Source organism: Escherichia sp. WS2035, assembly GCF_046487065.1.
Lineage (GTDB): Bacteria > Pseudomonadota > Gammaproteobacteria > Enterobacterales > Enterobacteriaceae > Escherichia > Escherichia coli.
This window is the reverse complement of the sequence record NZ_JBJQKD010000001.1, coordinates 1-24,865: the sequence shown is the minus strand read 5'-3', so window position 1 is coordinate 24,865 and position 24,865 is coordinate 1. Positions and strand designations below refer to the sequence as shown.

General features: G+C 51.5%; 26 protein-coding genes, 2 tRNA genes and 1 rRNA gene. 14 read left to right on the top strand and 15 right to left on the bottom strand.

Going from position 1 to position 24,865, the window contains the following annotated elements; translation table 11 throughout:
• Position 1 precedes the first annotated feature (1 nt).
• Together ACJHX4_RS00145 and ACJHX4_RS00140 are read right to left on the bottom strand one after the other, a co-directional pair.
• A complete protein-coding gene (locus ACJHX4_RS00145; protein WP_000029091.1) occupies positions 2–343 on the bottom strand; it encodes a flagellar hook-basal body complex protein FliE in 342 nt (113 codons plus the stop codon).
• A gap of 14 nt (positions 344–357) precedes the next feature.
• Positions 358–1,344, bottom strand: coding sequence for a sigma-54 interaction domain-containing protein (locus ACJHX4_RS00140; RefSeq protein WP_001292199.1), 987 nt, complete (start codon positions 1,342–1,344; stop codon positions 358–360).
• A 386-nt stretch (positions 1,345–1,730) separates the two neighbouring features.
• On the opposite strand from ACJHX4_RS00140, the gene ACJHX4_RS00135 reads away from it, so the two are divergent.
• Genes ACJHX4_RS00135 through flhA form a run of 7 tightly spaced genes read left to right on the top strand, consistent with a single transcriptional unit; the run spans position 1,731 to position 7,960 of the window.
• On the top strand, positions 1,731–2,582 hold the full coding sequence (locus ACJHX4_RS00135; RefSeq protein WP_000922513.1) for a FliM/FliN family flagellar motor switch protein: 852 nt from the start codon (positions 1,731–1,733) through the stop codon (positions 2,580–2,582).
• Positions 2,575–2,946, top strand: a complete 372-nt coding sequence (locus tag ACJHX4_RS00130) for a FliM/FliN family flagellar motor switch protein (protein ID WP_000043127.1) — start codon at positions 2,575–2,577, stop codon at positions 2,944–2,946. The genes ACJHX4_RS00135 and ACJHX4_RS00130 overlap by 8 nt, the downstream gene beginning before the upstream one ends.
• A complete protein-coding gene (gene fliP, locus ACJHX4_RS00125) occupies positions 2,943–3,695 on the top strand; it encodes a flagellar type III secretion system pore protein FliP (RefSeq protein ID WP_000830267.1) in 753 nt (250 codons plus the stop codon). Before ACJHX4_RS00130 ends, fliP begins: the two co-directional genes overlap by 4 nt.
• Before the next feature lie 2 nt (positions 3,696–3,697).
• Positions 3,698–3,970 carry a flagellar biosynthetic protein FliQ gene (locus tag ACJHX4_RS00120; RefSeq protein ID WP_000958542.1) on the top strand — a complete coding sequence of 91 codons (273 nt, stop codon included), beginning with the start codon at positions 3,698–3,700 and terminating at the stop codon, positions 3,968–3,970.
• A gap of 1 nt (position 3,971) precedes the next feature.
• Positions 3,972–4,754: a flagellar biosynthetic protein FliR gene (gene fliR / locus ACJHX4_RS00115; protein WP_001260499.1), complete on the top strand. Its 783-nt coding sequence runs from the start codon at positions 3,972–3,974 to the stop codon at positions 4,752–4,754.
• Positions 4,744–5,883: a flagellar type III secretion system protein FlhB gene (gene flhB / locus ACJHX4_RS00110; protein WP_000785669.1), complete on the top strand. Its 1,140-nt coding sequence runs from the start codon at positions 4,744–4,746 to the stop codon at positions 5,881–5,883. Before fliR ends, flhB begins: the two co-directional genes overlap by 11 nt.
• Positions 5,867–7,960, top strand: coding sequence for a flagellar biosynthesis protein FlhA (flhA, locus tag ACJHX4_RS00105; RefSeq protein WP_001140822.1), 2,094 nt, complete (start codon positions 5,867–5,869; stop codon positions 7,958–7,960). The genes flhB and flhA overlap by 17 nt, the downstream gene beginning before the upstream one ends.
• 219 nt (positions 7,961–8,179) lie before the next feature.
• Here the strand turns inward: flhA and rayT are convergent, their stop codons facing one another.
• Together rayT and ACJHX4_RS00095 are read right to left on the bottom strand one after the other, a co-directional pair.
• Positions 8,180–8,677 carry an REP-associated tyrosine transposase RayT gene (gene rayT / locus ACJHX4_RS00100; RefSeq protein ID WP_000006240.1) on the bottom strand — a complete coding sequence of 166 codons (498 nt, stop codon included), beginning with the start codon at positions 8,675–8,677 and terminating at the stop codon, positions 8,180–8,182.
• Between the two features lie 175 nt (positions 8,678–8,852).
• Positions 8,853–9,602: a C40 family peptidase gene (locus ACJHX4_RS00095; RefSeq protein ID WP_000093933.1), complete on the bottom strand. Its 750-nt coding sequence runs from the start codon at positions 9,600–9,602 to the stop codon at positions 8,853–8,855.
• 311 nt (positions 9,603–9,913) lie between these two features.
• On the opposite strand from ACJHX4_RS00095, the gene dpaA reads away from it, so the two are divergent.
• A complete protein-coding gene (gene dpaA / locus ACJHX4_RS00090; RefSeq protein ID WP_001225679.1) occupies positions 9,914–10,654 on the top strand; it encodes a peptidoglycan meso-diaminopimelic acid protein amidase in 741 nt (246 codons plus the stop codon).
• Here the strand turns inward: dpaA and ACJHX4_RS00085 are convergent.
• Entirely contained in the window at positions 10,625–11,392 is a 768-nt protein-coding gene (locus ACJHX4_RS00085) for a class II glutamine amidotransferase (RefSeq protein WP_000333380.1), read from the bottom strand. The two genes, dpaA and ACJHX4_RS00085, sit on opposite strands and share 30 nt — an antisense overlap.
• 204 nt (positions 11,393–11,596) lie before the next feature.
• On the bottom strand, positions 11,597–12,175 hold the full coding sequence (gene lpcA / locus ACJHX4_RS00080; protein WP_000284050.1) for a D-sedoheptulose 7-phosphate isomerase: 579 nt from the start codon (positions 12,173–12,175) through the stop codon (positions 11,597–11,599).
• 239 nt (positions 12,176–12,414) lie between these two features.
• Between lpcA and fadE the strand changes: the two genes are divergently transcribed.
• Positions 12,415–14,859 carry an acyl-CoA dehydrogenase FadE gene (fadE, locus tag ACJHX4_RS00075; protein ID WP_000973095.1) on the top strand — a complete coding sequence of 815 codons (2,445 nt, stop codon included), beginning with the start codon at positions 12,415–12,417 and terminating at the stop codon, positions 14,857–14,859.
• Positions 14,860–14,901: 42 nt separating this feature from the next.
• On the opposite strand, the gene ivy is transcribed toward fadE, so the two are convergent.
• Positions 14,902–15,348: an Ivy family C-type lysozyme inhibitor gene (gene ivy / locus ACJHX4_RS00070; protein ID WP_001308392.1), complete on the bottom strand. Its 447-nt coding sequence runs from the start codon at positions 15,346–15,348 to the stop codon at positions 14,902–14,904.
• Between the two features lie 180 nt (positions 15,349–15,528).
• On the opposite strand from ivy, the gene yafV reads away from it, so the two are divergent.
• Positions 15,529–16,299, top strand: a complete 771-nt coding sequence (gene yafV, locus ACJHX4_RS00065) for a 2-oxoglutaramate amidase (RefSeq protein WP_001118016.1) — start codon at positions 15,529–15,531, stop codon at positions 16,297–16,299.
• 98 nt (positions 16,300–16,397) lie between these two features.
• On the opposite strand, the gene ACJHX4_RS00060 is transcribed toward yafV, so the two are convergent.
• A tRNA-Asp gene (locus tag ACJHX4_RS00060) sits at positions 16,398–16,474 on the bottom strand.
• A gap of 132 nt (positions 16,475–16,606) precedes the next feature.
• Positions 16,607–17,338, bottom strand: coding sequence for a DNA polymerase III subunit epsilon (gene dnaQ, locus ACJHX4_RS00055; RefSeq protein WP_001385210.1), 732 nt, complete (start codon positions 17,336–17,338; stop codon positions 16,607–16,609).
• A gap of 64 nt (positions 17,339–17,402) precedes the next feature.
• Here dnaQ and rnhA point away from each other — a divergent pair, with 64 nt between their 5' ends.
• Complete coding sequence (gene rnhA, locus ACJHX4_RS00050; protein ID WP_000917890.1) at positions 17,403–17,870, top strand: ribonuclease HI; 468 nt, start codon at positions 17,403–17,405, stop codon at positions 17,868–17,870.
• Here the strand turns inward: rnhA and ACJHX4_RS00045 are convergent.
• On the bottom strand, positions 17,867–18,589 hold the full coding sequence (locus ACJHX4_RS00045) for a class I SAM-dependent methyltransferase (protein WP_001531410.1): 723 nt from the start codon (positions 18,587–18,589) through the stop codon (positions 17,867–17,869). The genes rnhA and ACJHX4_RS00045 overlap by 4 nt on opposite strands.
• Before the next feature lie 33 nt (positions 18,590–18,622).
• On the opposite strand from ACJHX4_RS00045, the gene gloB reads away from it, so the two are divergent.
• A complete protein-coding gene (gene gloB, locus ACJHX4_RS00040) occupies positions 18,623–19,378 on the top strand; it encodes a hydroxyacylglutathione hydrolase (RefSeq protein WP_001052747.1) in 756 nt (251 codons plus the stop codon).
• Between the two features lie 71 nt (positions 19,379–19,449).
• Complete coding sequence (gene mltD / locus ACJHX4_RS00035; RefSeq protein ID WP_000644685.1) at positions 19,450–20,808, top strand: murein transglycosylase D; 1,359 nt, start codon at positions 19,450–19,452, stop codon at positions 20,806–20,808.
• Positions 20,809–20,856: 48 nt separating this feature from the next.
• On the opposite strand, the gene ACJHX4_RS00030 is transcribed toward mltD, so the two are convergent.
• Together ACJHX4_RS00030 and ACJHX4_RS00025 are read right to left on the bottom strand one after the other, a co-directional pair.
• The gene (locus ACJHX4_RS00030; RefSeq protein WP_000211691.1) at positions 20,857–21,627 is read right to left on the bottom strand and encodes a class I SAM-dependent methyltransferase; all 771 of its coding nucleotides are present in this window, start codon (positions 21,625–21,627) and stop codon (positions 20,857–20,859) included.
• A 77-nt stretch (positions 21,628–21,704) separates the two neighbouring features.
• Entirely contained in the window at positions 21,705–22,505 is an 801-nt protein-coding gene (locus ACJHX4_RS00025) for an endonuclease/exonuclease/phosphatase family protein (RefSeq protein ID WP_001230983.1), read from the bottom strand.
• Positions 22,506–22,745: 240 nt separating this feature from the next.
• On the opposite strand from ACJHX4_RS00025, the gene yafC reads away from it, so the two are divergent.
• Complete coding sequence (yafC, locus tag ACJHX4_RS00020) at positions 22,746–23,660, top strand: DNA-binding transcriptional regulator YafC (protein ID WP_000648564.1); 915 nt, start codon at positions 22,746–22,748, stop codon at positions 23,658–23,660.
• Here yafC and dkgB read toward each other — a convergent pair.
• From dkgB to rrf, 3 genes are all read right to left on the bottom strand, one after another.
• Entirely contained in the window at positions 23,657–24,460 is an 804-nt protein-coding gene (dkgB, locus tag ACJHX4_RS00015; RefSeq protein ID WP_000997013.1) for a 2,5-didehydrogluconate reductase DkgB, read from the bottom strand. The genes yafC and dkgB overlap by 4 nt on opposite strands.
• A 162-nt stretch (positions 24,461–24,622) precedes the next feature.
• Positions 24,623–24,699: transfer RNA gene (locus ACJHX4_RS00010), tRNA-Asp, on the bottom strand.
• Positions 24,700–24,753: 54 nt separating this feature from the next.
• A 5S ribosomal RNA gene (gene rrf / locus ACJHX4_RS00005) occupies positions 24,754–24,865 on the bottom strand; the annotation flags it as partial.

Here is a 24,865-nt window from a genome sequence, read left to right as displayed (position 1 = left end):
GTTAGATCGACATACTCATCAGGTCGTTAAACCCGGTGGCGATTTTATTGCGCACCTGCACCAGCGCGGAGAAAGAGAGCGACGCCTGCTGGCTGGCGATCATCGCACCTGCCAGGTCATCACTTTTGCCCGTGTCGACAGCCGTTTGCTGCTGCTCCGCCACCTGCTGGAACTGATCAACGTGACCAAGCGCGCCGTACATAATGCGGTTAAACGACACGTCCGGGTCTGTGGAACTGAAGGTCATGGAGGGTAGCACCGGCGCCTGGGCGTTGGCCTGCATCCGCTGCACGTCCTGCATGATTTGCGCCTGCATGGTGCTGTTGATTGTGGTAATGCTCATTTTTAACTTCCGGGTCAGGAGAAAACTTCGATACCTTGCTTGCGCATGGAGGCCAGCCGATAGCGCAGTGCGCGCGGGGTAATGCCTAACAGGTCGGCGATTTTGCTGCGGTTGCCCTGATATTTACGCATCAGGTCGGCGATATATTGATACTGCGCACTTCGTCCGTGCTGGCCTAAATCGCGGGTTTCGGCAATGTGGACGGCGGGCTGAACAGGCCATTGCAGTTCGCTGTGGTCGGCAATGTCAGTTTCCGGCAGGCCTAAGGCATCCGGGTAAATCACGCCGTCGCGGTTTAAGATCATTCCTCTCTGAATGGCGTTTTCCAGTTGGCGAACATTTCCGGGCCAGCGGTAATTAAGTAGCGCCCGGCGTGTGGATTCGGACAGGGTGATATTTTTCACCAGCACCGTGGCATATTTTTTAATAAACGACTCTGCCAGCGGAATAATATCGTTCAGACGTTCACGCAGTGGCGGCATGGTTATAGGAATAACCGCCAGACGATAATAAAGATCTTCACGAAAACGTCCAGCAGCCACGTCCTGTTCCAGATTTTTATTGGTGCAGGCAATCAGGCGAAAATTGAGTTTGATTTGTCTATTGCTGCCTAATCGCTCAACCTGCTGTTCCTGCAATACGCGTAATATTTTGGCCTGTAATGCCAGCGGCATATCGCCAATTTCATCGAGCAATAAGGTGCCGTTATTAGCCAGTTCCATTTTTCCTGGCACGCTGGCAATTGCGCCGGTAAATGCGCCTTTGTCGTAGCCAAATAAGGTCGCTTCCAGCATATTTTCCGGGATCGCCGCACAGTTCACGCCGATATAGGGCGCGTTATCATTTTCACCAAAGGCTACGGTGTGAATATATTTCGCCACGCACTCTTTCCCCGCGCCGGTTTCGCCCTGAATGAGCACCGGTACGTTAAAGGCGGCGACACGCTTTGCCAGAGTAAAAGCGTTAATGCTGGAAGCGGCAGTTGCAATAAGTTCAGACATAGGGTGAACGATATAAGTAGCGACAGAAAACAGGATGTTCTGAAGCGTATCACCGGTGGGATTAACAAGTTCGAATTAAACGATAATAAAAATATTATTTGTTTATAAACAACTAGTTAGCAATGTAGGCCGGATAAGGCGTTTACGCCGCATCCGGCAATTGCGTGCCGATGCCTGATGCGACGCTGCGCGTCTTATCAGGCCTACAGTTTGTGCAATGTTTTATGACGATGCCCGATATCTCGCCCGTTAATAATTTAATTATTTTTTCACCCTATTAATAATTTGCCCCTTTCACTCCCCCTCTATTTAATACCTCACCTTATGTCACCGCCGGATTTGCGTGCACAGAAACGCCCATACCATTACAGCAGAGAAAGTAAGCCATGCTGAAGTACAGTAAAACGCCAGGCATCTTTAAATTAGAAGGTAATCGGCTTGGACGCCCCTACCATCGCCTGCCGACCCTGTTTACGGGGAATTTTGATGTAATTGATTCGCATCTTGGCAGCTACTTTCTCAAAAAGCATCGCAGCAATATCACCCTAAAAAAGATTGGCTGCGAAATGGATATTATTAATAAAAATGCCGAGCTGATGGTTTCCCAGGTCGGGCATCTGGCGTTTGATATTGATCGCTCCTTGCTGTTAATGCTGCTGGGCAATTTTTATGGTCTGGAGTCGTCTCTTGAAGAAGCGAAATCACACAATGGATTCCCGACCAAAACGGAAACACGTTTAAAAAACCGCCTCGCGCTGGATATCTGCACGCTGATTTTTAATCTGCAAACCTCCGGTATTGCGCTGAAATTAAAACTGGACAGCAGCACGGTAATTACCCACTGGGCGTATCAATTAACCTTTACCCTTGCGGGCGATGAAGAGAGCAGTTTTCGTATTTTGCTCGACGACGCCCACACCGATTTTATTTTGAATCTGATCCGCCACAGCGAGCACAGTAAACCGCAGCAGGTGGCGAAATCCGTTAATAAACCGGCCCTGATTAAAGAAATCATCCGCTCCCTGCCGCTGACCCTGAACGTCAAAATCGCCGAGCTATCGATGAATGTCGCGGATCTGGCACAGATTAAAGCCGGGGATATTTTACCCATATCACTGGGAGAAACGTTCCCGGTGGCGATTGGGCAATCTGAATTATTTAGCGCCCTGATTGTGGAAGACAAAGACAAACTGTTTTTGTCGGAGCTGGCGGGAAAAAATGAGAACAACCATGAGTAAGCAAGAAGATATTTTAGCCGGGGATTTTGGCCTCACCGATGAAGTTGCGCCTGTCGCCAAATCCGCCGACGCCGAAACGCTGGTCACCCGCCTGGAAGACCGATTTTCCGACTCGATGACGCTACTGAAACGCATTCCGGTGACCTTAACGCTGGAAGTATCGTCGGTGGAAATCATGTTAGCCGACCTGCTTAACATCGACGACGACACGGTGATTGAACTGGATAAACTCGCCGGGGAGCCGCTGGATATTAAAGTGAACAATATCCTGCTGGGCAAAGCGGAAGTGGTGGTGGTCAACGAGAAGTACGGCCTGCGCGTGCTGGAATTTAACACCCGCGATATCAACGACCTGGCGCCATGAAACGCCGCACTCAACTGACGCTGGGCCTGGCGCTGCTGGCGCTCGCCCCGCTGGCGCTGGCCCAGGGCGGCGATATCGCACTGCTTAACGTGGTCACCCACGGCAACACTCAGGAGTACAGCGTCAAAATTCAGGTACTGATTCTGATGACCCTCGTCGGTTTGCTGCCGACGATGGTGCTGATGATGACCTGTTTCACGCGTTTTATTATCGTGCTGTCACTGCTGCGCCAGGCGCTGGGGCTGCAACAAACGCCGCCAAACCGCATTCTGATTGGTATTGCGCTCTCACTCACCCTGCTGGTAATGCGCCCCATCTGGCTCAATATTTACGACCACGCGGTAGTGCCGTTCGAAAACGATCAGATTACCCTGACCGATGCGTTAAGCACCGCCGCGACGCCGCTAAAACGCTTTATGCTGGCGCAGACCGACAAAAAAGCGATGGCGCAAATCATGACCATCGGCGGCGCGAAGGGCAATGCCGCCGACCAGGATCTCTCCATCGTGGTGCCCGCCTATGTACTGAGCGAGCTGAAAACCGCCTTCCAGATTGGCTTTATGATTTACATCCCGTTTCTGGTTATCGACCTGATTGTCGCCAGCGTATTGATGGCGATGGGGATGATGATGCTGTCGCCGCTGATTGTTTCGCTACCCTTTAAACTGATGCTGTTTGTGCTGATTGACGGCTGGTCGCTGACCATCGGCACGCTCACCACCAGCATTCGCGGGCTGGGGCTGGGCTGATTATGTTGACCGTAGACGTCGCCGCCGACATTGTCGCCAGCGGCATTAAAGTAGTGATTTTGCTGGTTTCGGTACTGGTGGTGCCAAGCCTGCTGGTCGGCCTGCTGGTGAGCGTGTTCCAGGCGGTGACGCAGATTAACGAACAGACCCTGAGCTTTTTGCCAAGGCTGATTGTCACGCTGGTGGTGCTGGGCGTGTGCGGCAAATGGATGATTATCCAGTTGCATGATCTCTGCATTCACCTGTTTACCCAGGCCGCGTTGCTGGTTCATTGAGATGCGCACAAGCGACGTTACGCAACTGATGGATCTGGCGCTGGGGCTGTGGTTTCCCTTCGTGCGCATTATGGCGTTTCTGCGCTATATGCCGGTGCTGGATAACAGCGCCCTGACCGCGCGCGTGCGGATTATTTTGTCGCTGGCGCTGGCGATCATCATCACGCCGTTGATCCCCCATCCCATTCCCCACAATCTGCTATCGCTCAACAGCCTGATCCTGACGGTGGAGCAAATTTTATGGGGCATGTTATTCGGGCTGATGTTTCAGTTTTTGTTTCTGGCGCTACAACTGGCCGGGCAAATTCTCTCGTTCAATATGGGGATGAGCATGGCGGTGATGAACGACCCGAGCAGCGGCGCATCGACCACCGTGCTGGCGGAGCTAATCAACGTCTACGCGATCCTGCTGTTTTTTGCCATGGACGGGCATCTGCTGCTGGTAAGCGTGTTGTACAAGGGCTTCACCTACTGGCCGATTGGCAACGCCCTGCATCCGCAAACCCTGCGTACCATCGCGCTGGCCTTTAGCTGGGTGCTGGCGTCGGCATCGCTGCTGGCGCTGCCGACCACTTTTATCATGCTGATTGTGCAGGGCTGCTTTGGCTTGCTCAACCGTATTGCGCCGCCGCTGAACCTTTTTTCTCTTGGCTTTCCGATCAACATGCTGGCGGGGCTGGTCTGTTTTGCCACCCTGCTCTACAACCTGCCGGATCACTATCTGCATCTGGCGAATTTTGTCTTACAACAACTCGACGCGCTGAAAGGTCACTATGGCGGATAGCAGCAGCGAAGAAAAAACAGAGAAACCCTCGGCGCAAAAGCTGCGTAAAGCGCGTGAAGAGGGGCAACTGCCGCGCTCGAAGGATATGGGGCTGGCGGCGAGCCTGTTTGCGGCGTTTGTGGTGATCTCCAGCAGTTTTCCGTGGTATGCCGATTTTGTGCGCGAGAGCTTTATCAGCGTGCATCAGTATGCGCAGGAGATTAATAACCCGCAGGTGATCGGCCAGTTTCTGCGCCATCACCTGTTAATTCTCGGCAAGTTTATCCTCACCTTGCTGCCGATGCCTGCTGCCGCGCTGCTCTCTTCGCTGGTGCCCGGCGGCTGGCTGTTTCTGCCAAAAAAAATCCTCCCGGATTTCAGCAAAATCAGTCCGTTAAAAGGCATTGGGCGGCTGTTTTCCAGTGAACATCTGGCGGAAACGGGAAAGATGACGGTGAAGTCTGTGGTGGTGCTGGTGATGCTGTGGGTAAGCCTGCGCAATAACTTTGCCGCCTTTCTCAGCCTGCAGGCGCTGCCGTTCAAACTGGCGATAAATGACGGTTTATCGCTCTACGCCAGCGTGATGCGCAACTTTGTCATTCTGTTTATCTTCTTCGCGCTTATCGACGTGCCGCTGGCGAAAGCCCTGTTCACCAAAGGGCTGAAGATGACCAAACAGGAGCTGAAAGAAGAGTACAAAAATCAGGAAGGTAAGCCGGAAGTGAAGGCGCGTGTGCGGCGACTGCAACGGCAACTGGCGATGGGGCAAATCCGCAAAGTGGTGCCGAAAGCCAACGTGGTGATCACCAACCCGACCCACTACGCCGTGGCGTTACAGTATGACCAGTCGCGCGCCGCCGCGCCGTTTGTGGTGGCAAAAGGCACCGATGAAATCGCCCTCTATATTCGCCAGGTCGCCACGGAGAATCAGGTGGAAGTGGTCGAGTTCCCGCGGCTGGCACGCTCGGTTTACTACACCACCCAGGTGAACCAGCAAATTCCGTTTCAGCTTTACCGGGCCATCGCCCACGTTCTGACCTACGTCCTGCAAATGAAACACTGGCGCGAGGGCGCACAGCCGCGCCCGGCCCTGAACAGACATATTTCCATTCCCAAAGAGGTGCTTAAACTGGATGGCGAAAACAACTAAATCGTTCCTTGCGCTGCTGCGCGGCGGCAATCTCGGCGTGCCGCTGGTCATACTGTGTATTCTGGCGATGGTTATTCTGCCGCTGCCGCCTGCGCTGCTGGATATTCTGTTCACCTTCAACATTGTGCTGGCGGTGATGGTACTGCTGGTGGCGGTGTCGGCGAAACGACCGCTGGAATTCAGCCTGTTCCCGACCATTTTGCTGATCACCACCTTAATGCGCCTGACGCTTAACGTCGCCTCTACGCGCGTGGTGCTGTTGCACGGGCATCTCGGCGCGGGCGCGGCGGGTAAGGTGATAGAGTCGTTTGGTCAGGTGGTGATCGGCGGCAACTTTGTCGTCGGTTTCGTGGTGTTTATCATCCTGATGATCATCAACTTTATCGTCGTCACCAAAGGGGCCGAGCGTATTTCCGAGGTTTCTGCCCGCTTTACCCTGGACGCGATGCCCGGCAAACAGATGGCAATTGACGCCGATCTTAATGCCGGGTTGATCAACCAGGCACAGGCGCAGACCCGGCGCAAAGATGTTGCCAGCGAGGCCGATTTTTACGGCGCGATGGACGGGGCATCGAAGTTTGTGCGCGGGGATGCCATCGCCGGGATGATGATTCTGGCGATCAACCTGATCGGCGGCGTCTGTATTGGGATCTTCAAATACAACCTGAGCGCCGATGCTGCCTTCCAGCAATATGTGTTGATGACCATCGGCGACGGCCTGGTGGCGCAGATCCCTTCCCTGCTGCTCTCCACCGCGGCGGCGATTATCGTCACCCGCGTCAGCGACAACGGCGATATCGCCCATGACGTGCGTAATCAGTTGCTGGCAAGCCCGTCGGTTCTCTACACCGCCACTGGAATTATGTTCGTGCTGGCGGTGGTGCCGGGAATGCCGCATTTCCCGTTCCTGATGTTCAGCGCCCTGCTTGGTTTTACCGGCTGGCGGATGAGCAAGCGCCCGCAAGCGGCGGAGGCGGAAGAGAAAAGCCTCGAAACGCTAACCCGTACGATGACAGAAACCAGCGAGCAACAGGTCAGTTGGGAAACTATTCCGCTGATCGAACCTATCAGTTTAAGCCTCGGCTACAAACTGGTGGCGCTGGTGGATAAAGCGCAGGGTAATCCGCTCACCCAGCGGATTCGCGGTGTACGGCAGGTGATATCCGACGGTAACGGAGTTCTGCTGCCGGAGATCCGTATTCGGGAAAACTTCCGCCTCAAGCCCAGCCAGTACGCCATTTTCATCAACGGCATTAAGGCTGATGAAGCGGATATTCCGGCGGATAAACTGATGGCCCTGCCCTCCAGCGAAACCTACGGCGAGATTGACGGCGTACTGGGGAATGACCCGGCGTACGGGATGCCGGTCACCTGGATTCAACCCGCGCAGAAAGCGAAGGCGCTGAATATGGGGTATCAGGTGATCGACAGCGCCAGCGTGATTGCCACCCATGTGAATAAGATTGTGCGCAGCTATATTCCTGACCTCTTTAACTATGACGATATTACGCAGCTGCATAACCGTTTGTCGTCGATGGCACCGCGACTGGCGGAAGATTTGAGCGCGGCACTCAATTACAGCCAGTTGCTGAAAGTGTACCGGGCGCTACTGACTGAAGGCGTTTCCCTGCGCGATATCGTCACCATCGCCACCGTGCTGGTCGCCAGTAGTGCGGTGACCAAAGATCATATTCTGCTGGCGGCAGATGTGCGCCTGGCGCTGCGGCGCAGCATTACCCATCCGTTCGTTCGCAAGCAGGAGCTGACGGTGTATACGCTGAATAATGAGCTGGAAAATCTGCTGACCAACGTGGTGAATCAGGCGCAACAGGGCGGGAAAGTGATGCTTGATAGCGTGCCAGTGGACCCGAATATGCTCAACCAGTTCCAGAGCACGATGCCTCAGGTGAAGGAGCAGATGAAAGCGGCGGGGAAAGATCCGGTGCTGCTGGTGCCGCCGCAACTGCGCCCCTTGCTGGCGCGCTACGCAAGGTTGTTTGCGCCGGGGCTGCATGTGCTGTCGTATAACGAAGTGCCGGATGAGCTGGAGTTGAAGATAATGGGGGCGTTGATGTAGGCATCCGGCATCGGTGCATATTGCCGGATGCGGCGTGAACGCCTTATCCGGCCTACGGGTGAGCACGGTTTTGTCGGCATGATAAGACGCGTAGCGGCGCATCTGGCACCGGTGCACAACTGCCGGATGCGGCGTGAACGCCTTATCCGGCCTACGGGTGAGCGCGGTTTTGTCGGCATGATAAGACGCATCTGCGTCGCATCAGGCATCGGCGCACAGCTATAAAATGATACGCTCCCCAGCACTAAAATCCGTTACGTCCTCCGCCCAATCGATGGGATATAACCCTCGCGCGACATCGCGATGAAACGTTGAGAATGGCCAATCACTCACTTGCTTTACCCAACCATGTTTTACTGGATTTATATAAATATAATCAACATGATGGCGATAGTCTTGGGTATTGCGAATGGCATGCTCCCAAAAACGCGGTTGCCAGATATTTTTCAATCCACAAGCATGGGTAAATTGCTTTTTAATTTCCCGCCAGCGCGAGGAAAAATCATCATCGCCTTCAGGTAATGTCCATATGCAATGCATATGCTCCGGCAAAACTACCCAAGCGTTAATTTCAAAAGGTCTGTCTCGCTTAACGTTAATAATAGCGTTACGGAGCGTCTGAAACTGGGTGGTCAAAAGTTGGTTTCGACGATTCTGTAAATTTACCGTGAAAAACCAGGTTCCCCCCTTGATGTAATAACGACGATATTCAGACATAACGACTCCTTTTTCTCAACGGTAAGAAGAAAAGGAAAAGTCGGCAATGATGTTGTGTTAAATCGGGAAAGCGGCTCGCAAAAAATGCACAGATTTATAGGCATGATAAGACGCGTAGCGTCGCATCAGGCACCGGTACACAACCGCCGGATGCGGCGTGAACGCCTTATCCGGCCTACAAAATCGTCTCTTCCGTCAAAATCCGCCGCGCGCCCAAAAAATGATCCTGCCAGAAAGGTTCAGCTAACCGACTTACCCGAATGGTTTCCCCGGTGCGCGGTGACTCGATAAACTGACCGTCTCCAAGATATACGCCCATATGGTCGGCTATCTCACGGCTGTGGATATGGAAAAACAGCAAATCTCCCCGGCGCAGGTCGTTATTCGCCACAATCGTTGCCCGACGGTAGTGGTACATCTCATTGGCCGTGCGCGGGAGCTTAGCCTCAAGGATCTTGTTGTAGGCATAAAAAACCAACCCGCTACAGTCGAAACCTTTATCAGGCCGCGTGCCCCCCCAGACATAAGGCTTGCCAAGTTGCTGTTCCAGGCGGTGAATCGCCACTTCGGTGATGTTATGCAGGTGGTTGCTGCTGAGGAAATGATTGTTTTCCGCCAGCGCCTGCCAGCGTCTGTCGTTCGCCTTGAGCGGCGCAGGAAACCATTCTGGATGCTGTTTTATCTGCTCCCGATTATGCTGGCGCAGCGCCCTTCTGCTTTTAGCATTGCCTTCCACAATATAGCTGGCCTGCTTTTTCAGATGGGTTTGGTACTGTTTTAATAAACGCGCACGGTTTTGCATCCGCTGGCGGGCGGCGTAGCTAAAAGAGATATGTGATGTGGTGGCGCTGGCGAGTAAAGGGAGCAAAACGCATAACGAAAACACGCCTGGATGCAGAAATCTGCCGTGCAAGAACGAAGACATGAAGGACATAAACCAGCTGAATGAAGGTGAGAATTTTAAAAGACCGGAGGAGTAAACGGGATTATTAATTGCTTATTTGCATATTACTATTGCGGTTTCATAATCTTAGGAAATAAGAAATAAATCTACAATCCATGCGCTTTTCGGACTCTTGAAAACTGCACCTGTGCTAAATTTGTAAACCCTGCGCCGACAGGCTTGCGTAAAACTCTTTTGGTGATAATGTGAGCCTTCCAAATCCAGACTATTCCGATTTGGGATTCATTTTGCCGTCCTGGCGTGTGTAACCGTTTTATCAAGGAATAAGCAGTATGCGTAAAATCGCATTAATTCTTGCGATGTTGTTGATCCCATGCGTTTCGTTTGCCGGTTTGCTGGGCAGCAGTAGCTCGACCACGCCAGTGAGCAAAGAGTATAAGCAGCAGTTGATGGGATCCCCTGTCTACATCCAGATCTTCAAGGAAGAACGTACGCTCGATCTCTACGTCAAAATGGGCGAGCAATATCAACTGCTCGACAGCTATAAAATCTGTAAATATTCCGGCGGCTTAGGGCCAAAACAGCGTCAGGGCGATTTCAAAAGCCCGGAAGGGTTTTATAGCGTCCAGCGTAATCAGTTAAAACCAGACAGCCGTTACTACAAAGCGATTAATATTGGATTCCCAAACGCCTATGACCGTGCGCATGGTTATGAAGGGAAATACCTGATGATTCACGGCGATTGTGTTTCCATCGGCTGCTACGCGATGACCAATCAGGGTATTGATGAGATCTTCCAGTTCGTTACTGGTGCGCTGGTGTTTGGTCAGCCGAGCGTGCAAGTGAGTATTTATCCGTTCCGCATGACCGACGCCAATATGAAGCGCCATAAATATTCCAACTTTAAGGACTTCTGGGAGCAACTGAAGCCGGGCTACGACTACTTTGAGCAAACCCGTAAGCCACCGACCGTTTCTGTGGTCAATGGCCGTTACGTGGTCAGCAAGCCGTTAAGCCACGAAGTTGTGCAGCCACAACTGGCATCAAACTACACGCTCCCCGAGGCAAAATAAGCGCCATTCACCTGGCATAATCTTTTGCCAGGTTTCATTGCCCGTCAGCGGCTGTGTCGCAATCACCGTGACCACATCATTCGGTGTGGTCTGCGAGCTGAAGTCGATTTCCACATCCTGATCCAGCAACGTTGCCACGCCAAACGGCGCGCGGCGGGTGATCCAGTGTAAATTAGTCGAGCAATACGCCATTACATAGCGCCCGTCAGAAAGCAGCATGTTGAAAACGCCCTTCTGCCGCAGTTCATCCGCCAGTGAGGCGATATATTTAAACACTGCCGCCATGTTGCCCGGTGTGCGCGGGTAACGCTGCGTTAATTTATGCAGGAGCCAGCAAAAGGCTTTTTCGCTATCGGTTTCACCGACCGGGCGGAAGTTGCCGGTTTCCAGTGATTTGTAGCCCGTCAGTTGTCCATTATGGGCATAAGTCCAGTTACGCCCCCATAACTCGCGGGTAAACGGGTGAGTATTTTCCAGCGCCACCTCGCCCCGATTAGCCTGGCGAATATGAGCCACCACCGAACAGGATTTTATCGGGTAGTCCTGGACAAGTTTGGCGATGGGGGAATTAAAGCTGGGTTGCGGATCTTTAAATGTGCGACAGCCTTTACCTTCGTAAAAGGTAATGCCCCAGCCATCTTTATGTGGCCCGGTTCCACCACCACGCTGTACAAGTCCGGTGAAACTAAAGCAGATATCGGTAGGGACGTTGGCACTCATCCCGAGCAATTCGCACATGGGTAACCTCCACAACAGCGGGAGCGCATGGCCCCCGGCGAAGATTGATTTAAGAATTTTCAGGTCGGATGTGGCGTGAACGCATTATTCGGCCTACGGTTCGGGTGCAGATTGTAGGCATGATAAGACGCGTCAGCGTCGCATCAGGCATCAGAGCACAAATGCCGGATGCGGCGTAAACGCCTTATCCGGCCTACGCCAGACTTACTTAACCATCTCTTTTTCAATTAACTGGATCAGGATATGGATCACTTTAATGTGGATCTCCTGAATGCGGTCGGCATAACCAAAGTGCGGTACGCGAATTTCGATATCCGCCGTGCCAGCCATTTTGCCGCCGTCTTTACCGGTCAGGGTGATCACTTTCATCCCCTTCTCACGCGCCGCCGCGATCGCTTTGATCACGTTTGCAGAGTTACCGGAGGTGGAGATCCCCAGCAGTACATCGCCTTCGCGACCTACCGCTTCAACGTAACGGGAGAAAATATCATTGAAACCAAAATCGTTACCGACGCAGGAAATATGACTAACGTCAGAAATGGCAATCGCCGGGTAGCCCGGACGGTTTTCACGGTAGCGACCGGTCAACTCTTCGGCAAAGTGCATGGCGTCGCAATGGGAGCCGCCGTTGCCACAGGAAAGCACTTTGCCACCGGCTTTAAAGCTGTCTGCTAACAGGACCGCCGCGCGCTGAATGGCGTGAATATTGGCGTCATCTTTTAAAAAGTTAGCCAGCGTTTCCGCCGCTTCGTTCAGTTCATTACGAATAAGATCCTGGTACATGAGGATATCCTTCAGCATAAATGTAATAGACAAAATGCAGTGTACCGGATACCGCCAAAAGCGAGAAGTACGGGCAGGTGCTATGACCAGGACTTTTTGACCTGAAGTGCGGATAAAAACAGCAACAATGTGAGCTTTGTTGTAATTATATTGTAAACGCATTGCTAAATGTTTTTACATCCACTACAACCATATCATCACAAGTGGTCAGACCTCCTACAAGTAAGGGGCTTTTCGTTATGATGATTTTGAGTATTCTCGCTACGGTTGTCCTGCTCGGCGCGTTGTTCTATCACCGCGTGAGCTTATTTATCAGCAGTCTGATTTTGCTCGCCTGGACAGCCGCCCTCGGCGTTGCGGGTCTGTGGTCGGCGTGGGTACTAGTGCCTCTGGCCATTATCCTCGTGCCATTTAACTTTGCGCCTATGCGTAAGTCGATGATTTCCGCACCGGTATTTCGCGGTTTCCGTAAGGTGATGCCGCCGATGTCGCGCACTGAGAAAGAAGCGATTGATGCGGGCACCACCTGGTGGGAGGGCGACTTGTTCCAGGGCAAGCCGGACTGGAAAAAGCTGCATAACTATCCGCAGCCGCGCCTGACCGCTGAAGAGCAAGCGTTTCTCGACGGTCCGGTAGAAGAAGCCTGCCGGATGGCGAATGATTTCCAGATTACTCATGAGCTGGCGGACCTGCCGCCGGAGTTGTGGGCGTACCTTAAAGAGCATCGTTTCTTCGCGATGATCATCAAAAAAGAGTACGGCGGGCTGGAGTTCTCGGCTTATGCCCAGTCTCGTGTGCTGCAAAAACTCTCCGGCGTGAGCGGGATCCTGGCAATTACCGTCGGCGTGCCGAACTCATTAGGCCCGGGCGAGCTGCTGCAACATTACGGCACTGACGAGCAGAAAAATCACTATCTGCCGCGTCTGGCGCGTGGTCAGGAGATCCCTTGCTTTGCACTGACCAGCCCCGAAGCGGGTTCCGATGCGGGCGCGATTCCGGATACCGGGATTGTCTGCATGGGCGAATGGCAGGGCCAGCAGGTGCTGGGGATGCGTCTGACCTGGAACAAACGCTACATTACGCTGGCACCGATTGCGACCGTGCTGGGTCTGGCGTTTAAACTCTCCGACCCGGAGAAATTACTCGGCGGTGCAGAAGATTTAGGTATTACCTGTGCGCTGATCCCGACCACCACGCCGGGCGTGGAAATTGGTCGTCGCCACTTCCCGCTGAACGTACCGTTCCAGAACGGACCGACGCGCGGTAAAGATGTGTTCGTGCCGATCGATTACATCATCGGCGGGCCGAAAATGGCCGGGCAAGGCTGGCGGATGCTGGTGGAGTGCCTCTCGGTAGGCCGCGGCATCACCCTGCCTTCCAACTCAACCGGCGGCGTGAAATCGGTAGCGCTGGCAACGGGTGCGTATGCGCACATTCGCCGTCAGTTCAAAATTTCTATTGGTAAGATGGAAGGGATTGAAGAGCCGCTGGCGCGTATTGCCGGGAACGCCTACGTGATGGATGCTGCGGCATCGCTGATTACCTACGGCATTATGCTCGGTGAAAAACCCGCCGTGCTGTCGGCTATCGTTAAGTATCACTGTACCCACCGCGGGCAGCAATCGATTATCGACGCAATGGATATCACCGGGGGTAAAGGCATTATGCTCGGGCAGAGCAACTTCCTGGCCCGTGCTTACCAGGGGGCACCGATTGCCATCACCGTTGAAGGGGCAAATATTCTGACCCGTAGCATGATGATCTTCGGTCAGGGGGCGATTCGTTGCCATCCGTACGTGCTGGAAGAGATGGAAGCGGCGAAGAACAATGACGTAAACGCGTTCGATAAACTGCTGTTCAAACATATCGGTCACGTCGGTAGCAACAAAGTTCGCAGCTTCTGGCTGGGCCTGACGCGCGGTTTAACCAGCAGCACGCCAACCGGCGATGCCACTAAACGCTACTATCAGCACCTGAACCGCCTGAGCGCCAACCTCGCCCTGCTTTCTGATGTCTCGATGGCGGTGCTGGGCGGCAGCCTGAAACGTCGTGAGCGCATCTCAGCCCGTCTGGGGGATATTTTAAGCCAGCTTTACCTCGCCTCTGCCGTTCTGAAGCGTTATGACGACGAAGGCCGTAATGAAGCCGACCTGCCGCTGGTGCACTGGGGCGTACAGGATGCGCTGTATCAGGCAGAACAGGCGATGGACGATTTACTGCAAAACTTCCCGAACCGCGTGGTTGCCGGGCTGCTGAATGTGGTGATCTTCCCGACCGGACGTCATTATCTGGCACCGTCTGACAAGCTGGATCATAAGGTGGCGAAGATTTTACAAGTGCCGAATGCCACCCGTTCACGTATTGGTCGCGGTCAGTACCTGACTCCAAGCGAGCATAACCCGGTTGGTTTACTGGAAGAGGCGTTGGTGGATGTGATTGCCGCCGACCCGATTCATCAGCGGATCTGTAAAGAGCTGGGTAAAAATCTGCCATTTACCCGTCTGGATGAACTGGCGCACAACGCGCTGACGAAGGGGCTGATTGATAAAGATGAAGCCGCTATTCTGGTGAAAGCTGAAGAAAGCCGTCTGCGTAGTATTAACGTTGATGACTTTGATCCAGAAGAGCTGGCGACGAAGCCGGTAAAGTTGCCGGAGAAAGTGCGGAAAGTTGAAGCCGCGTAATTGAATAACGGAGCCGAAAGGCTCCGTTTTTTTATCGGCTAATTATTTAAAATTAAAGCCATCCGGATGGTTTTCCAGGCTGCCGGTCAACGCCGCGAACAGCACCGTTTTGCCATCAATCGAAAGCGCATCATTCACATTCAGCCAGGTGAGTTTCTCTTGCGACGTTTTCTCATCAATAGTCGAGAACAGCCCCGTCATCTGATTAGATTTCTCGGACCACATCACAGCGATACGTTGCGAGCCACAGTCATGAGGTTTGCACGCGCTCATCACCTGATACGTCTCATCTCCCAATGTCACGGTTTGTGCGGGAGTATAAGTACCGCCTTTCATCACCCAGGCAGGCAGCTTATGCCCTTGCACCATCTGATTAAACGCCGCTTTGGTGGTTTCGCCCTTTGCAAGACTGCTAATGGTTAAATCATCCTGCGCCATTGCACTGGTGGCGATGACCAGAGCGGCGACTGTCGTTATTGCCTTAAACATCATTCCTCCCGGGCTTATCCTGCCCATGTGATTAACTCCCTAAAGCCTGGCGATAACACGATAATTTGCAAATCAGATATTTCCAATATCAGCATTTGTTATCAATTTATTCTGCGCTAAGGCAACTGCCTGATAAGGTGTTAGAGTTATAAAACCCTTCGCATAAAGGAGTTGTACACCGTGCCTGGTTTGAAGATTACGCTTTTGCAGCAACCACTGGTGTGGATGGATGGTCCTGCCAACCTGCGCCATTTTGATCGTCAACTGGAAGGTATTACCGGGCGCGATGTGATCGTTCTACCGGAGATGTTTACCAGCGGCTTTGCCATGGAAGCGGCAGCTTCGTCGCTAGCACAAGATGACGTAGTGAACTGGATGACCGCTAAAGCGCAGCAGTGCAATGCGCTGATTGCAGGCAGTGTTGCATTACAAACGGAGTCTGATTCGGTTAACCGCTTTTTGCTGGTTGAGCCGGGCGGCACGGTACATTTTTATGATAAGCGTCATCTGTTCCGCATGGCAGATGAGCATCTGCATTATAAAGCAGGCAATGAGCGAGTGATTGTGGAATGGCGCGGCTGGCGTATTTTACCGCTGGTGTGCTACGACTTACGTTTTCCGGTGTGGTCGCGCAATCTCAACGATTATGACCTCGCCATCTACGTTGCCAACTGGCCTGCACCGCGCTCTCTGCACTGGCAGGCATTACTGACAGCCCGCGCGATTGAGAATCAGGCGTATGTAGCGGGATGTAATCGCGTCGGCAGCGATGGCAACGGCTGCCATTATCGCGGTGACAGCCGGGTGATTAATCCACAAGGCGAGATTATCGCTACTGCCGACGCGCATCAGGCAACGCGCATTGATGCGGAGCTATCGATGATGGCATTGCGGGAATATAGAGAAAAGTTTCCGGCATGGCAGGATGCGGATGAGTTCACATTTCGTTAGAGGGTGAATATGGCTACGAGATAAGTTTCGTGGCTATTTTTCTCTGGAACTTAAACGACGAAATCCCGAATCAGTAATGATTCGGGCTTTCTGAATATTGGCGGAACGGACGGGACTCGAACCCGCGACCCCCTGCGTGACAGGCAGGTATTCTAACCGACTGAACTACCGCTCCGCGTTGTGTTCCGTTGGGAACGAGGCGAATATTACGGATTGCCTCACCCTTCGTCAACGGTTTTTCTCATCTTTTGAATCGTTTGCTGCAAAAATCGCCCAAGTCGCTATTTTTAGCGCCTTTTACAGGTATTTATGCCCGCCAGAGGCAGGTTCCGCCCTTCTTCTGCACCAGATCAAGACGGGCTTCATGTGCTGCAAGCTCTTCATCTGTCGCAAAAACAACGCGTAACTTACTTGCCTGACGCACAATGCGCTGAATTGTTGTTTCACCTTGTTGCTGTTGTGTCTCTCCTTCCATCGCAAAAGCCATCGACGTTTGACCACCGGTCATCGCCAGATAAACTTCCGCAAGGATCTGGGCATCGAGTAATGCCCCATGCAGCGTTCGTTTACTGTTATCTATTTCGTAGCGGGCACATAACGCATCGAGGCTGTTGCGTTTACCGGGAAACATTTTCCTCGCCACCGCAAGGCTATCGGTGACCTTACAGAAGGTATTGGTCTTCGGAATATCGCGCTTAAGCAACGAAAACTCGTAGTCCATAAAGCCGATATCAAACGCTGCGTTATGGATCACCAACTCCGCGCCGCGGATATAGTCCATGAACTCATCGGCTACCTCGGCAAACGTGGGCTTATCGAGCAAAAATTCATCGGCAATACCATGTACGCCAAAGGCTTCCGGATCCACCAGCCGATCGGGTTTGAGATAAACATGGAAGTTATTGCCCGTCAGGCGACGGTTCACCACTTCAACGGCACCAATCTCAATGATCTTGTGGCCTTCATAGTGCGCACCAATCTGGTTCATACCGGTGGTTTCAGTATCGAGAACGATCTGGCGTGTAATTGCAGTGCTCATAGCGGTCATTTATGTCAGACTTGTCGTTTTACAGTTCGATTCAATTACAGGAAGTCTACCAGAGATGCTTAAACAGGTAGAAATTTTCACCGATGGTTCGTGTCTGGGTAATCCTGGACCTGGGGGTTACGGCGCTATTTTACGCTATCGCGGACGCGAGAAAACCTTTAGCGCTGGCTACACCCGCACCACCAACAACCGTATGGAGTTGATGGCCGCTATTGTCGCGCTGGAGGCGTTAAAAGAACATTGCAAAGTCATTTTGAGTACCGACAGCCAGTATGTCCGCCAGGGTATCACCCAGTGGATCCATAACTGGAAAAAACGTGGCTGGAAAACAGCAGACAAAAAACCAGTAAAAAATGTCGATCTCTGGCAACGTCTTGATGCTGCTCTGGGGCAGCATCAAATCAAATGGGAATGGGTTAAAGGCCATGCCGGACACCCGGAAAACGAACGCTGTGATGAACTGGCTCGTGCTGCGGCAATGAATCCCACACTGGAAGATACAGGCTATCAAGTCGAAGTTTAAGCCTGTGGTTTACGACATTGCCGGGTGGCACCAACCGCCTGGCGAATTCGCGGTTTATTCTTGCTCTGTTTCATCGGATTTAGCGTTAAAGGAATAGTCCGTTTCCGGGCAACAATAAGTTGTAAGCAACCAAGCGCAGGAATATGCGCATTCAATAGTTTTCCTCCGTGTTTGTTCCACGGGAGAACGTGGAAACGGCTGGCGTGTAGCACTTCAAAATTCAACAAAGAGAGCCAGTCCAGCTGCCGCATCAGAGTAAACATCCGGCTGTTATAGGGCGATGTTTTGCGCAATACCGGCACAAGTTTGCGTAATCCCATTAAACTGATGGGATTGAAGCCACTAATCACCAGCCAACCATCATCAATCAGTACCCGATCGGCTTCACGCAATAAACGATGCGGATCAGTGCACCACGGCAATGTATGTGCCAGTAGACAAACATCAACGGATTTATCGGCAAAAGGAAGATGAAGTGGGGCCGCCTGCACCTGGACGGGCATTCCTTGCGCAGAAACATTCACTTGATGAGAAACCGCGCACGCTTCGCAATTGATTTCTGCGCTTAAATTGCCAATCTTAAGCAGATGAAAACCATACATTTTAGTGAACCACGGGTTGAGCTGACGCTCCAGCGCCTTGCGATAAAGCTCTCCCCAGGGCAAATCGCCCCAGCAATCAGGAGCCACGACAGTTTGAGGGACTCTTGCCGGTTTCATCACAACCTTCCGTTTCACACTGAGAGGTAATCTATGAATCTTAACAGTATTCCCGCCTTTGATGACAATTACATCTGGGTTTTGAATGATGAAGCAGGTCGCTGTCTGATTGTCGATCCCGGGGACGCAGAGCCAGTATTAAACGCCATTTCCGCCAATAACTGGCAACCGGAGGCCATATTTCTCACCCACCATCACCACGATCACGTTGGCGGCGTAAAAGAACTGGTGGAAAAGTTTCCGCAAATTGTGGTGTATGGACCACAAGAGACACAAGATAAGGGAACAACACAGGTAGTCAAAGATGGCGAAACTGCCTTCGTTTTGGGGCATGAATTTAGTGTAATTGCCACACCGGGTCACACTTTAGGACATATCTGTTACTTCAGTAAACCTTATCTATTTTGCGGCGACACGCTGTTTTCTGGTGGGTGTGGTCGGTTGTTTGAAGGGACACCATCACAAATGTATCAATCACTTAGAAAGTTAAGTGCGTTACCTGACGACACATTGGTATGTTGTGCTCATGAATATACCTTATCAAATATGAAGTTTGCTTTGAGTATTCTTCCGCACGATTTGTCCATAAATGATTATTATCGTAAAGTTAAGGAGTTACGGGCAAAAAATCAAATAACACTACCCGTAATTCTGAAAAATGAGCGGCAAATTAATGTTTTTTTAAGAACGGAAGATATTGATTTAATTAATGTAATTAATGAAGAAACATTATTGCAACAACCTGAAGAACGTTTTGCATGGTTAAGGTCAAAGAAAGATAGGTTCTGATAAAACTTTCTTGTCATCGGCTCCGTTCGCCGTTATGATCGGTCGTCTTTTAAGCAACTATTGACACACACATGAAGGCAAAAGCGATATTACTCGCCTCTGTCCTGCTCGTGGGTTGCCAGAGCACCGGCAACGTTCAACAGCACGCACAGAGCCTTTCTGCAGCTGGTCAAGGGGAAGCAGCAAAGTTTACAAGTCAGGCACGATGGATGGACGATGGGACGTCTATCGCGCCAGATGGTGACTTGTGGGCTTTCATTGGCGACGAGCTAAAGATGGGAATTCCGGAAAACGACCGGATTCGCGAACAGAAACAGAAATATTTACGCAATAAGAGCTATCTCCACGATGTAACTTTACGGGCAGAGCCGTATATGTACTGGATAGCCGGGCAAGTTAAAAAACGTAACATGCCTATGGAACTGGTACTACTACCCATAGTGGAGAGCGCTTTTGATCCTCACGCAACGTCTGGCGCCAATGCCGCGGGCATCTGGCAGATCATTCCGAGCACGGGGCGCAATTATGGTTTGAAACAGACCCGCAATTATGACGCGCGTCGCGATGTTGTTGCTTCAACAACTGCCGCGCTGAACATGATGCAGCGTCTGAACAAGATGTTTGACGGCGACTGGCTTCTGACCGTAGCGGCTTATAACAGCGGCGAAGGTCGGGTCATGAAGGCAATTAAAACGAACAAAGCGCGTGGGAAATCCACGGACTTCTGGTCGTTACCGTTGCCGCAGGAAACGAAGCAGTACGTGCCTAAAATGCTGGCATTGAGTGATATTCTCAAAAACAGCAAGCGTTATGGCGTACGTCTGCCAACGACCGATGAAAGCCGTGCTCTGGCACGTGTGCACCTGAGCAGCCCGGTTGAAATGGCGAAGGTTGCAGATATGGCGGGGATTTCCGTCAGCAAGCTGAAGACATTCAACGCAGGCGTGAAAGGCTCCACGCTGGGCGCAAGTGGTCCGCAGTACGTGATGGTGCCAAAGAAGCATGCAGATCAACTGCGTGAATCTCTGGCTTCAGGCGAAATTGCTGCTGTACAGTCGACGCTGGTTGCCGACAATACGCCACTTAACAGCCGTGTTTACACCGTACGCTCTGGCGACACGCTTTCAAGTATCGCTTCACGTCTCGGCGTAAGCACCAAAGATTTGCAGCAGTGGAACAAACTGCGCGGATCTAAGCTGAAGCCAGGCCAAAGTTTGACGATTGGTGCAGGCAGTAGCGCACAGCGACTGGCAAACAACAGCGATAGCATTACGTATCGTGTGCGCAAAGGCGATTCGCTTTCAAGCATTGCTAAACGCCACGGCGTGAACATCAAAGATGTAATGCGCTGGAACAGCGACACTGCGAATCTGCAACCAGGCGATAAGCTGACGTTGTTTGTGAAAAACAACAACATGCCAGATTCCTGACAAACCAGATAATAAAAAAGGCACCGATTCCCCCGGTGCCTTTTTTATTTATGCCGCTTTATGTGCTTCTAGCATGATGATATCACTGGTGAAAGAGCCATCATTCTGCAAGGCAAAATACGTTTTCACCTCTGTCGATGCGCTCTGTTGGTAAATGCGAATAGCGTCTACTAACGCTTCTGGCGTACGCATTCTCGCTACCCATGAAGAAAATTCCAGCGGTAACTTATCTGTAATTAAATTATCAACTATCAGATTGGCTTCACTGATTAACGTCAACCACTCACCGCTGGCGTGGTTCCGTATGTGAGATGTATCGCGTAATGCTTCTACCGTCTGTAACCAGATGTCGCGCACTGGGTGACCCGGAGACATTACGTCCATCACAATCAGCAGACCACCGGGTTTCAATACCCGGTTCACTTCACGCAATGCTGCACCAACATCATGCCAATGATGGGCAGAATAACGGCTGATAACAATATCAAATGCGTTATCGGCAAATGGCAGGCTTTCGACATAACCCTGGCGGGTGGTGATATTTTTCAGTTGCCGGGCTTCGGCAGCTTGTGCCACGACATCCAGCATATGGGCAGATAAGTCATACGCCACCACCGTGCTCACGTTTTGCGCAGCGACAAAGCTGGCATGCCCTGCTCCGCAGCCCATATCAAGTACACTTGCATCAGGATAATCAGCCAGACGCACCGCCAGACGCTGTAAATCTTGTCCGGATGCATGTACGGTACTGGTCAGATATTCGCTGGCTTGAGAGCTAAACTGCTTTTCTACGTGGTCATGGTGGGATTGTGTTGTCATTGCGCTGTCCTTTTGTTATTTGAGTATAAAAGGGCAGCGCCAAACGTTGGTCTGCCCTGTGGCAGACCTGACATACCTTATTTATCAGGCTTGCCGGGACTGAATTCAACGAGTAGCGGATTGTGATCGGACGCGCGCGTAACCAGTACAGAAGCTTCGCTGACGTTCAGACCACGGTAGAAAACAAAATCGAGCGGGCGACCAAACGCCCGACGGCGCTGATCATCGGTAAAACGCACCTGGCGCAGCGACATTTCCCGCGCAAAGCGATATAACGCGTTCATCCTTCTACGGCTCCAGGCATTGAAATCTCCCGCCATAATGACCGGGCCACTGTGGTGAGCTATCTGATCGCCAATAGGAAGTAACTGCTTACTATAGACATCCACGCCCAGACTGAAGTTGACGGCGTGTATATTAACCACCATCAACAGGCGGGTGTCAGGTAACGGATAGACCGTCACCAGTGCCGACTTCGCCAGACGCAAAATGGGTTCTCGTTCACGTAACGGGCAGCAATACACTGGATGTGCCGCCGAAAGGGTCATTACGCCAGAAGGATGTTGTGGCAGCACGAAAGCGGGTACCTGATCGGCGGCAAGATAGTTAGCAGTCGCAAACTGTACTAACTCTGGCGTTGTCTGCGCTTCCTGCAATAACACCAGATGTGCATCTTTGCCGTAGTTCTTTAATACCGACAACCATTCAGCGCGTTGCTGTTTGTATATGTTCCACACCAGGATCCGAATACGCTCTTCGGTACTTAACGGTTCTCCAGGTGGTAATGCCTGGCCGATGCTCGCAAAAGACCCCGGCGGTAAGATCCTTTCCGCAGGTTGTCCGGCAACATAGCGCATGGCATAGGTGTTTTTTCGCACTTTTGACTTTGAAACCTCTATCACGTCAACCCTTCCGCACTCGGGAGGGTTCTACTGTTATAGGGATTTTAGCTCACTCTTTCAACGAGCAATTGTATATTGTTATGTAAGCAAGTGCTTACACCGGTCAGGATTTTGCTCATTATTGAGAACATTAAATCGGATGGCATATCTCGCATCCTGATGGTTTAATGACAAATAAATTCAAAATATCTCTTCTATTTTGCAACAGGAGCAAAAATGAAAGCCACGTCGGAAGAACTCGCCATTTTTGTTTCAGTCGTCGAAAGCGGCAGCTTTAGCCGGGCAGCGGAACAATTAGGGCAAGCAAACTCAGCGGTAAGCCGGGCGGTGAAAAAGCTGGAGATGAAACTTGGCGTTAGCCTGCTTAATCGGACCACGCGGCAACTTAGCCTGACGGAAGAAGGCGAGCGTTATTTTCGTCGCGTACAGTCAATTTTGCAGGAGATGGCAGCGGCAGAATCAGAAATTATGGAGACGCGTAATACACCGCGTGGACTGTTACGGATCGATGCCGCAACTCCAGTGGTGCTGCACTTTCTGATGCCGTTGATTAAGCCTTTTCGTGAACGCTATCCGGAAGTCACTTTATCGCTAGTCTCCTCCGAAACGATTATTAATTTGATCGAAAGAAAAGTGGATGTCGCGATACGCGCCGGTACGTTAACGGATTCCAGCTTACGTGCCAGGCCGCTATTTAACAGTTATCGAAAAATTATCGCCTCCCCCGATTATATTTCCCGCTACGGGAAGCCAGAAACGATCGACGATTTAAAGCAACATATTTGCCTGGGATTCACTGAACCCGCTTCCCTCAATACCTGGCCGATAGCCTGTAGCGATGGACAATTACATGAGGTTAAGTACGGTTTGTCATCCAATAGTGGGGAAACACTGAAACAGCTTTGCCTGAGTGGCAACGGGATTGCGTGTTTGTCCGACTACATGATCGACAAAGAAATCGCTCGCGGAGAATTGGTGGAGTTAATAGCAGATAAAGTGTTGCCAGTAGAAATGCCATTCAGTGCAGTCTATTACAGCGACCGTGCGGTAAGTACGCGCATCCGGGCTTTTATCGATTTCCTTAGCGAGCATGTAAAAACAGCTCCCGGAGGAGCTGTCAGAGAGGCTTAATCCCATTCAGGAGCCAGACCTTCCGGGCTAACCAGGCGGTCGTTGCAATCCAGTGCGGCGATCGCTTTTTTATCTTCGGCATCAAGCTGTAAATTTTGTGCCTTAAGATTACTCTCCAGGTTTTCACGTTTAGTAGAAGAAGGAATTACTGAGTAACCTTCCCCCATAGCCCACGCCAGAATCACTTGAGCCGGAGTCGCATTGTGTTTAGCTGCAATACGAGCAATAACCTCATCTTTCAGTGCCTTGCCATACGCCAGCGTCATATAGGAAGTAATATGGATACTGTGCTGTTTAGCCCAAGCGACCACTTTACGGTTTTGCAGATAAGGAGAGAGTTCAATCTGGTTAGTAGCGATGTTTTCAGCGCCAACAGCAGCAATCGCTTTTTCCATCAATGGGATCGTAAAGTTGGAAATACCGATCTCACGCGTCAGCCCTTGTTTTTTGGCTTCCAGCAGCGCCTGCATAAACTCTTCAACAGAGACTTCATCGTTTGGTGACGGCCAGTGGATTAGCGTCAGATCAACATAATCGGTACGCAATTTTTGCAGGCTCTCTTTCAGACTCGGGATCAATTTGTCTTTGCTGAGATTTTCAATCCAGATTTTAGTGGTGATGTGGAGTTCATGACGTGGCACGCCACTTTCTGCAATCGCCTGACCTACTGCGGCTTCGTTATCATAGATTTGTGCGGTATCAATTGCGCGATAATCAAGTTCAAGCGCCGTTTTCACAGATGAAATAACAACGTCGTCTTTCAGACGGAAAGTGCCTAAACCAAATGCAGGGATAGCCATAATATGCCTCTTTTAATGCTATTTTCGTTAACTGAGGTGATTATGGGCTTCAGACTGTTGCGGAAAAATGGCGTAAAACGCAGAGGATTTTTGCGATTTTGGCAATAATAGAAATACAAACGAAAAAAAACCTCGAGCGTTAACTCGAGGCTTCTTAGTAAGTGGCGGAACGGACGGGACTCGAACCCGCGACCCCCTGCGTGACAGGCAGGTATTCTAACCGACTGAACTACCGCTCCACCGAATTCTTTTACAACCACCGGTTTTATGACCGGCTTACTGCTTAATTTGATACCTGGCAGTTCCCTACTCTCGCATGGGGAGACCCCACACTACCATCGGCGCTACGGCGTTTCACTTCTGAGTTCGGCATGGGGTCAGGTGGGACCACCGCGCTAAGGCCGC

Excerpts from the sequence above, each read along its gene's own strand:
- mltD (WP_000644685.1), top strand. The coding sequence starts at position 19,450 with ATGAAGGCAAAAGCGATATTACTCGCCTCTGTCCTGCTCGTGGGTTGC.
- ACJHX4_RS00045 (WP_001531410.1), bottom strand. The coding sequence starts at position 18,589 with ATGAAACCGGCAAGAGTCCCTCAAACTGTCGTGGCTCCTGATTGCTGG.
- fadE (WP_000973095.1), top strand. The coding sequence starts at position 12,415 with ATGATGATTTTGAGTATTCTCGCTACGGTTGTCCTGCTCGGCGCGTTG.
- ACJHX4_RS00135 (WP_000922513.1), top strand. The coding sequence starts at position 1,731 with ATGCTGAAGTACAGTAAAACGCCAGGCATCTTTAAATTAGAAGGTAAT.
- ACJHX4_RS00120 (WP_000958542.1), top strand. The coding sequence starts at position 3,698 with ATGTTGACCGTAGACGTCGCCGCCGACATTGTCGCCAGCGGCATTAAA.
- ACJHX4_RS00095 (WP_000093933.1), bottom strand. The coding sequence starts at position 9,602 with ATGTCTTCGTTCTTGCACGGCAGATTTCTGCATCCAGGCGTGTTTTCG.
- rnhA (WP_000917890.1), top strand. The coding sequence starts at position 17,403 with ATGCTTAAACAGGTAGAAATTTTCACCGATGGTTCGTGTCTGGGTAAT.
- ACJHX4_RS00085 (WP_000333380.1), bottom strand. The coding sequence starts at position 11,392 with ATGTGCGAATTGCTCGGGATGAGTGCCAACGTCCCTACCGATATCTGC.
- dkgB (WP_000997013.1), bottom strand. The coding sequence starts at position 24,460 with ATGGCTATCCCTGCATTTGGTTTAGGCACTTTCCGTCTGAAAGACGAC.
- gloB (WP_001052747.1), top strand. The coding sequence starts at position 18,623 with ATGAATCTTAACAGTATTCCCGCCTTTGATGACAATTACATCTGGGTT.
- flhB (WP_000785669.1), top strand. The coding sequence starts at position 4,744 with ATGGCGGATAGCAGCAGCGAAGAAAAAACAGAGAAACCCTCGGCGCAA.
- dpaA (WP_001225679.1), top strand. The coding sequence starts at position 9,914 with ATGCGTAAAATCGCATTAATTCTTGCGATGTTGTTGATCCCATGCGTT.
- fliP (WP_000830267.1), top strand. The coding sequence starts at position 2,943 with ATGAAACGCCGCACTCAACTGACGCTGGGCCTGGCGCTGCTGGCGCTC.
- ACJHX4_RS00140 (WP_001292199.1), bottom strand. The coding sequence starts at position 1,344 with ATGTCTGAACTTATTGCAACTGCCGCTTCCAGCATTAACGCTTTTACT.
- lpcA (WP_000284050.1), bottom strand. The coding sequence starts at position 12,175 with ATGTACCAGGATCTTATTCGTAATGAACTGAACGAAGCGGCGGAAACG.
- ACJHX4_RS00145 (WP_000029091.1), bottom strand. The coding sequence starts at position 343 with ATGAGCATTACCACAATCAACAGCACCATGCAGGCGCAAATCATGCAG.
- ivy (WP_001308392.1), bottom strand. The coding sequence starts at position 15,348 with ATGTTTAAGGCAATAACGACAGTCGCCGCTCTGGTCATCGCCACCAGT.
- flhA (WP_001140822.1), top strand. The coding sequence starts at position 5,867 with ATGGCGAAAACAACTAAATCGTTCCTTGCGCTGCTGCGCGGCGGCAAT.
- dnaQ (WP_001385210.1), bottom strand. The coding sequence starts at position 17,338 with ATGAGCACTGCAATTACACGCCAGATCGTTCTCGATACTGAAACCACC.
- ACJHX4_RS00030 (WP_000211691.1), bottom strand. The coding sequence starts at position 21,627 with ATGACAACACAATCCCACCATGACCACGTAGAAAAGCAGTTTAGCTCT.
- yafC (WP_000648564.1), top strand. The coding sequence starts at position 22,746 with ATGAAAGCCACGTCGGAAGAACTCGCCATTTTTGTTTCAGTCGTCGAA.
- fliR (WP_001260499.1), top strand. The coding sequence starts at position 3,972 with ATGCGCACAAGCGACGTTACGCAACTGATGGATCTGGCGCTGGGGCTG.
- rayT (WP_000006240.1), bottom strand. The coding sequence starts at position 8,677 with ATGTCTGAATATCGTCGTTATTACATCAAGGGGGGAACCTGGTTTTTC.
- ACJHX4_RS00130 (WP_000043127.1), top strand. The coding sequence starts at position 2,575 with ATGAGTAAGCAAGAAGATATTTTAGCCGGGGATTTTGGCCTCACCGAT.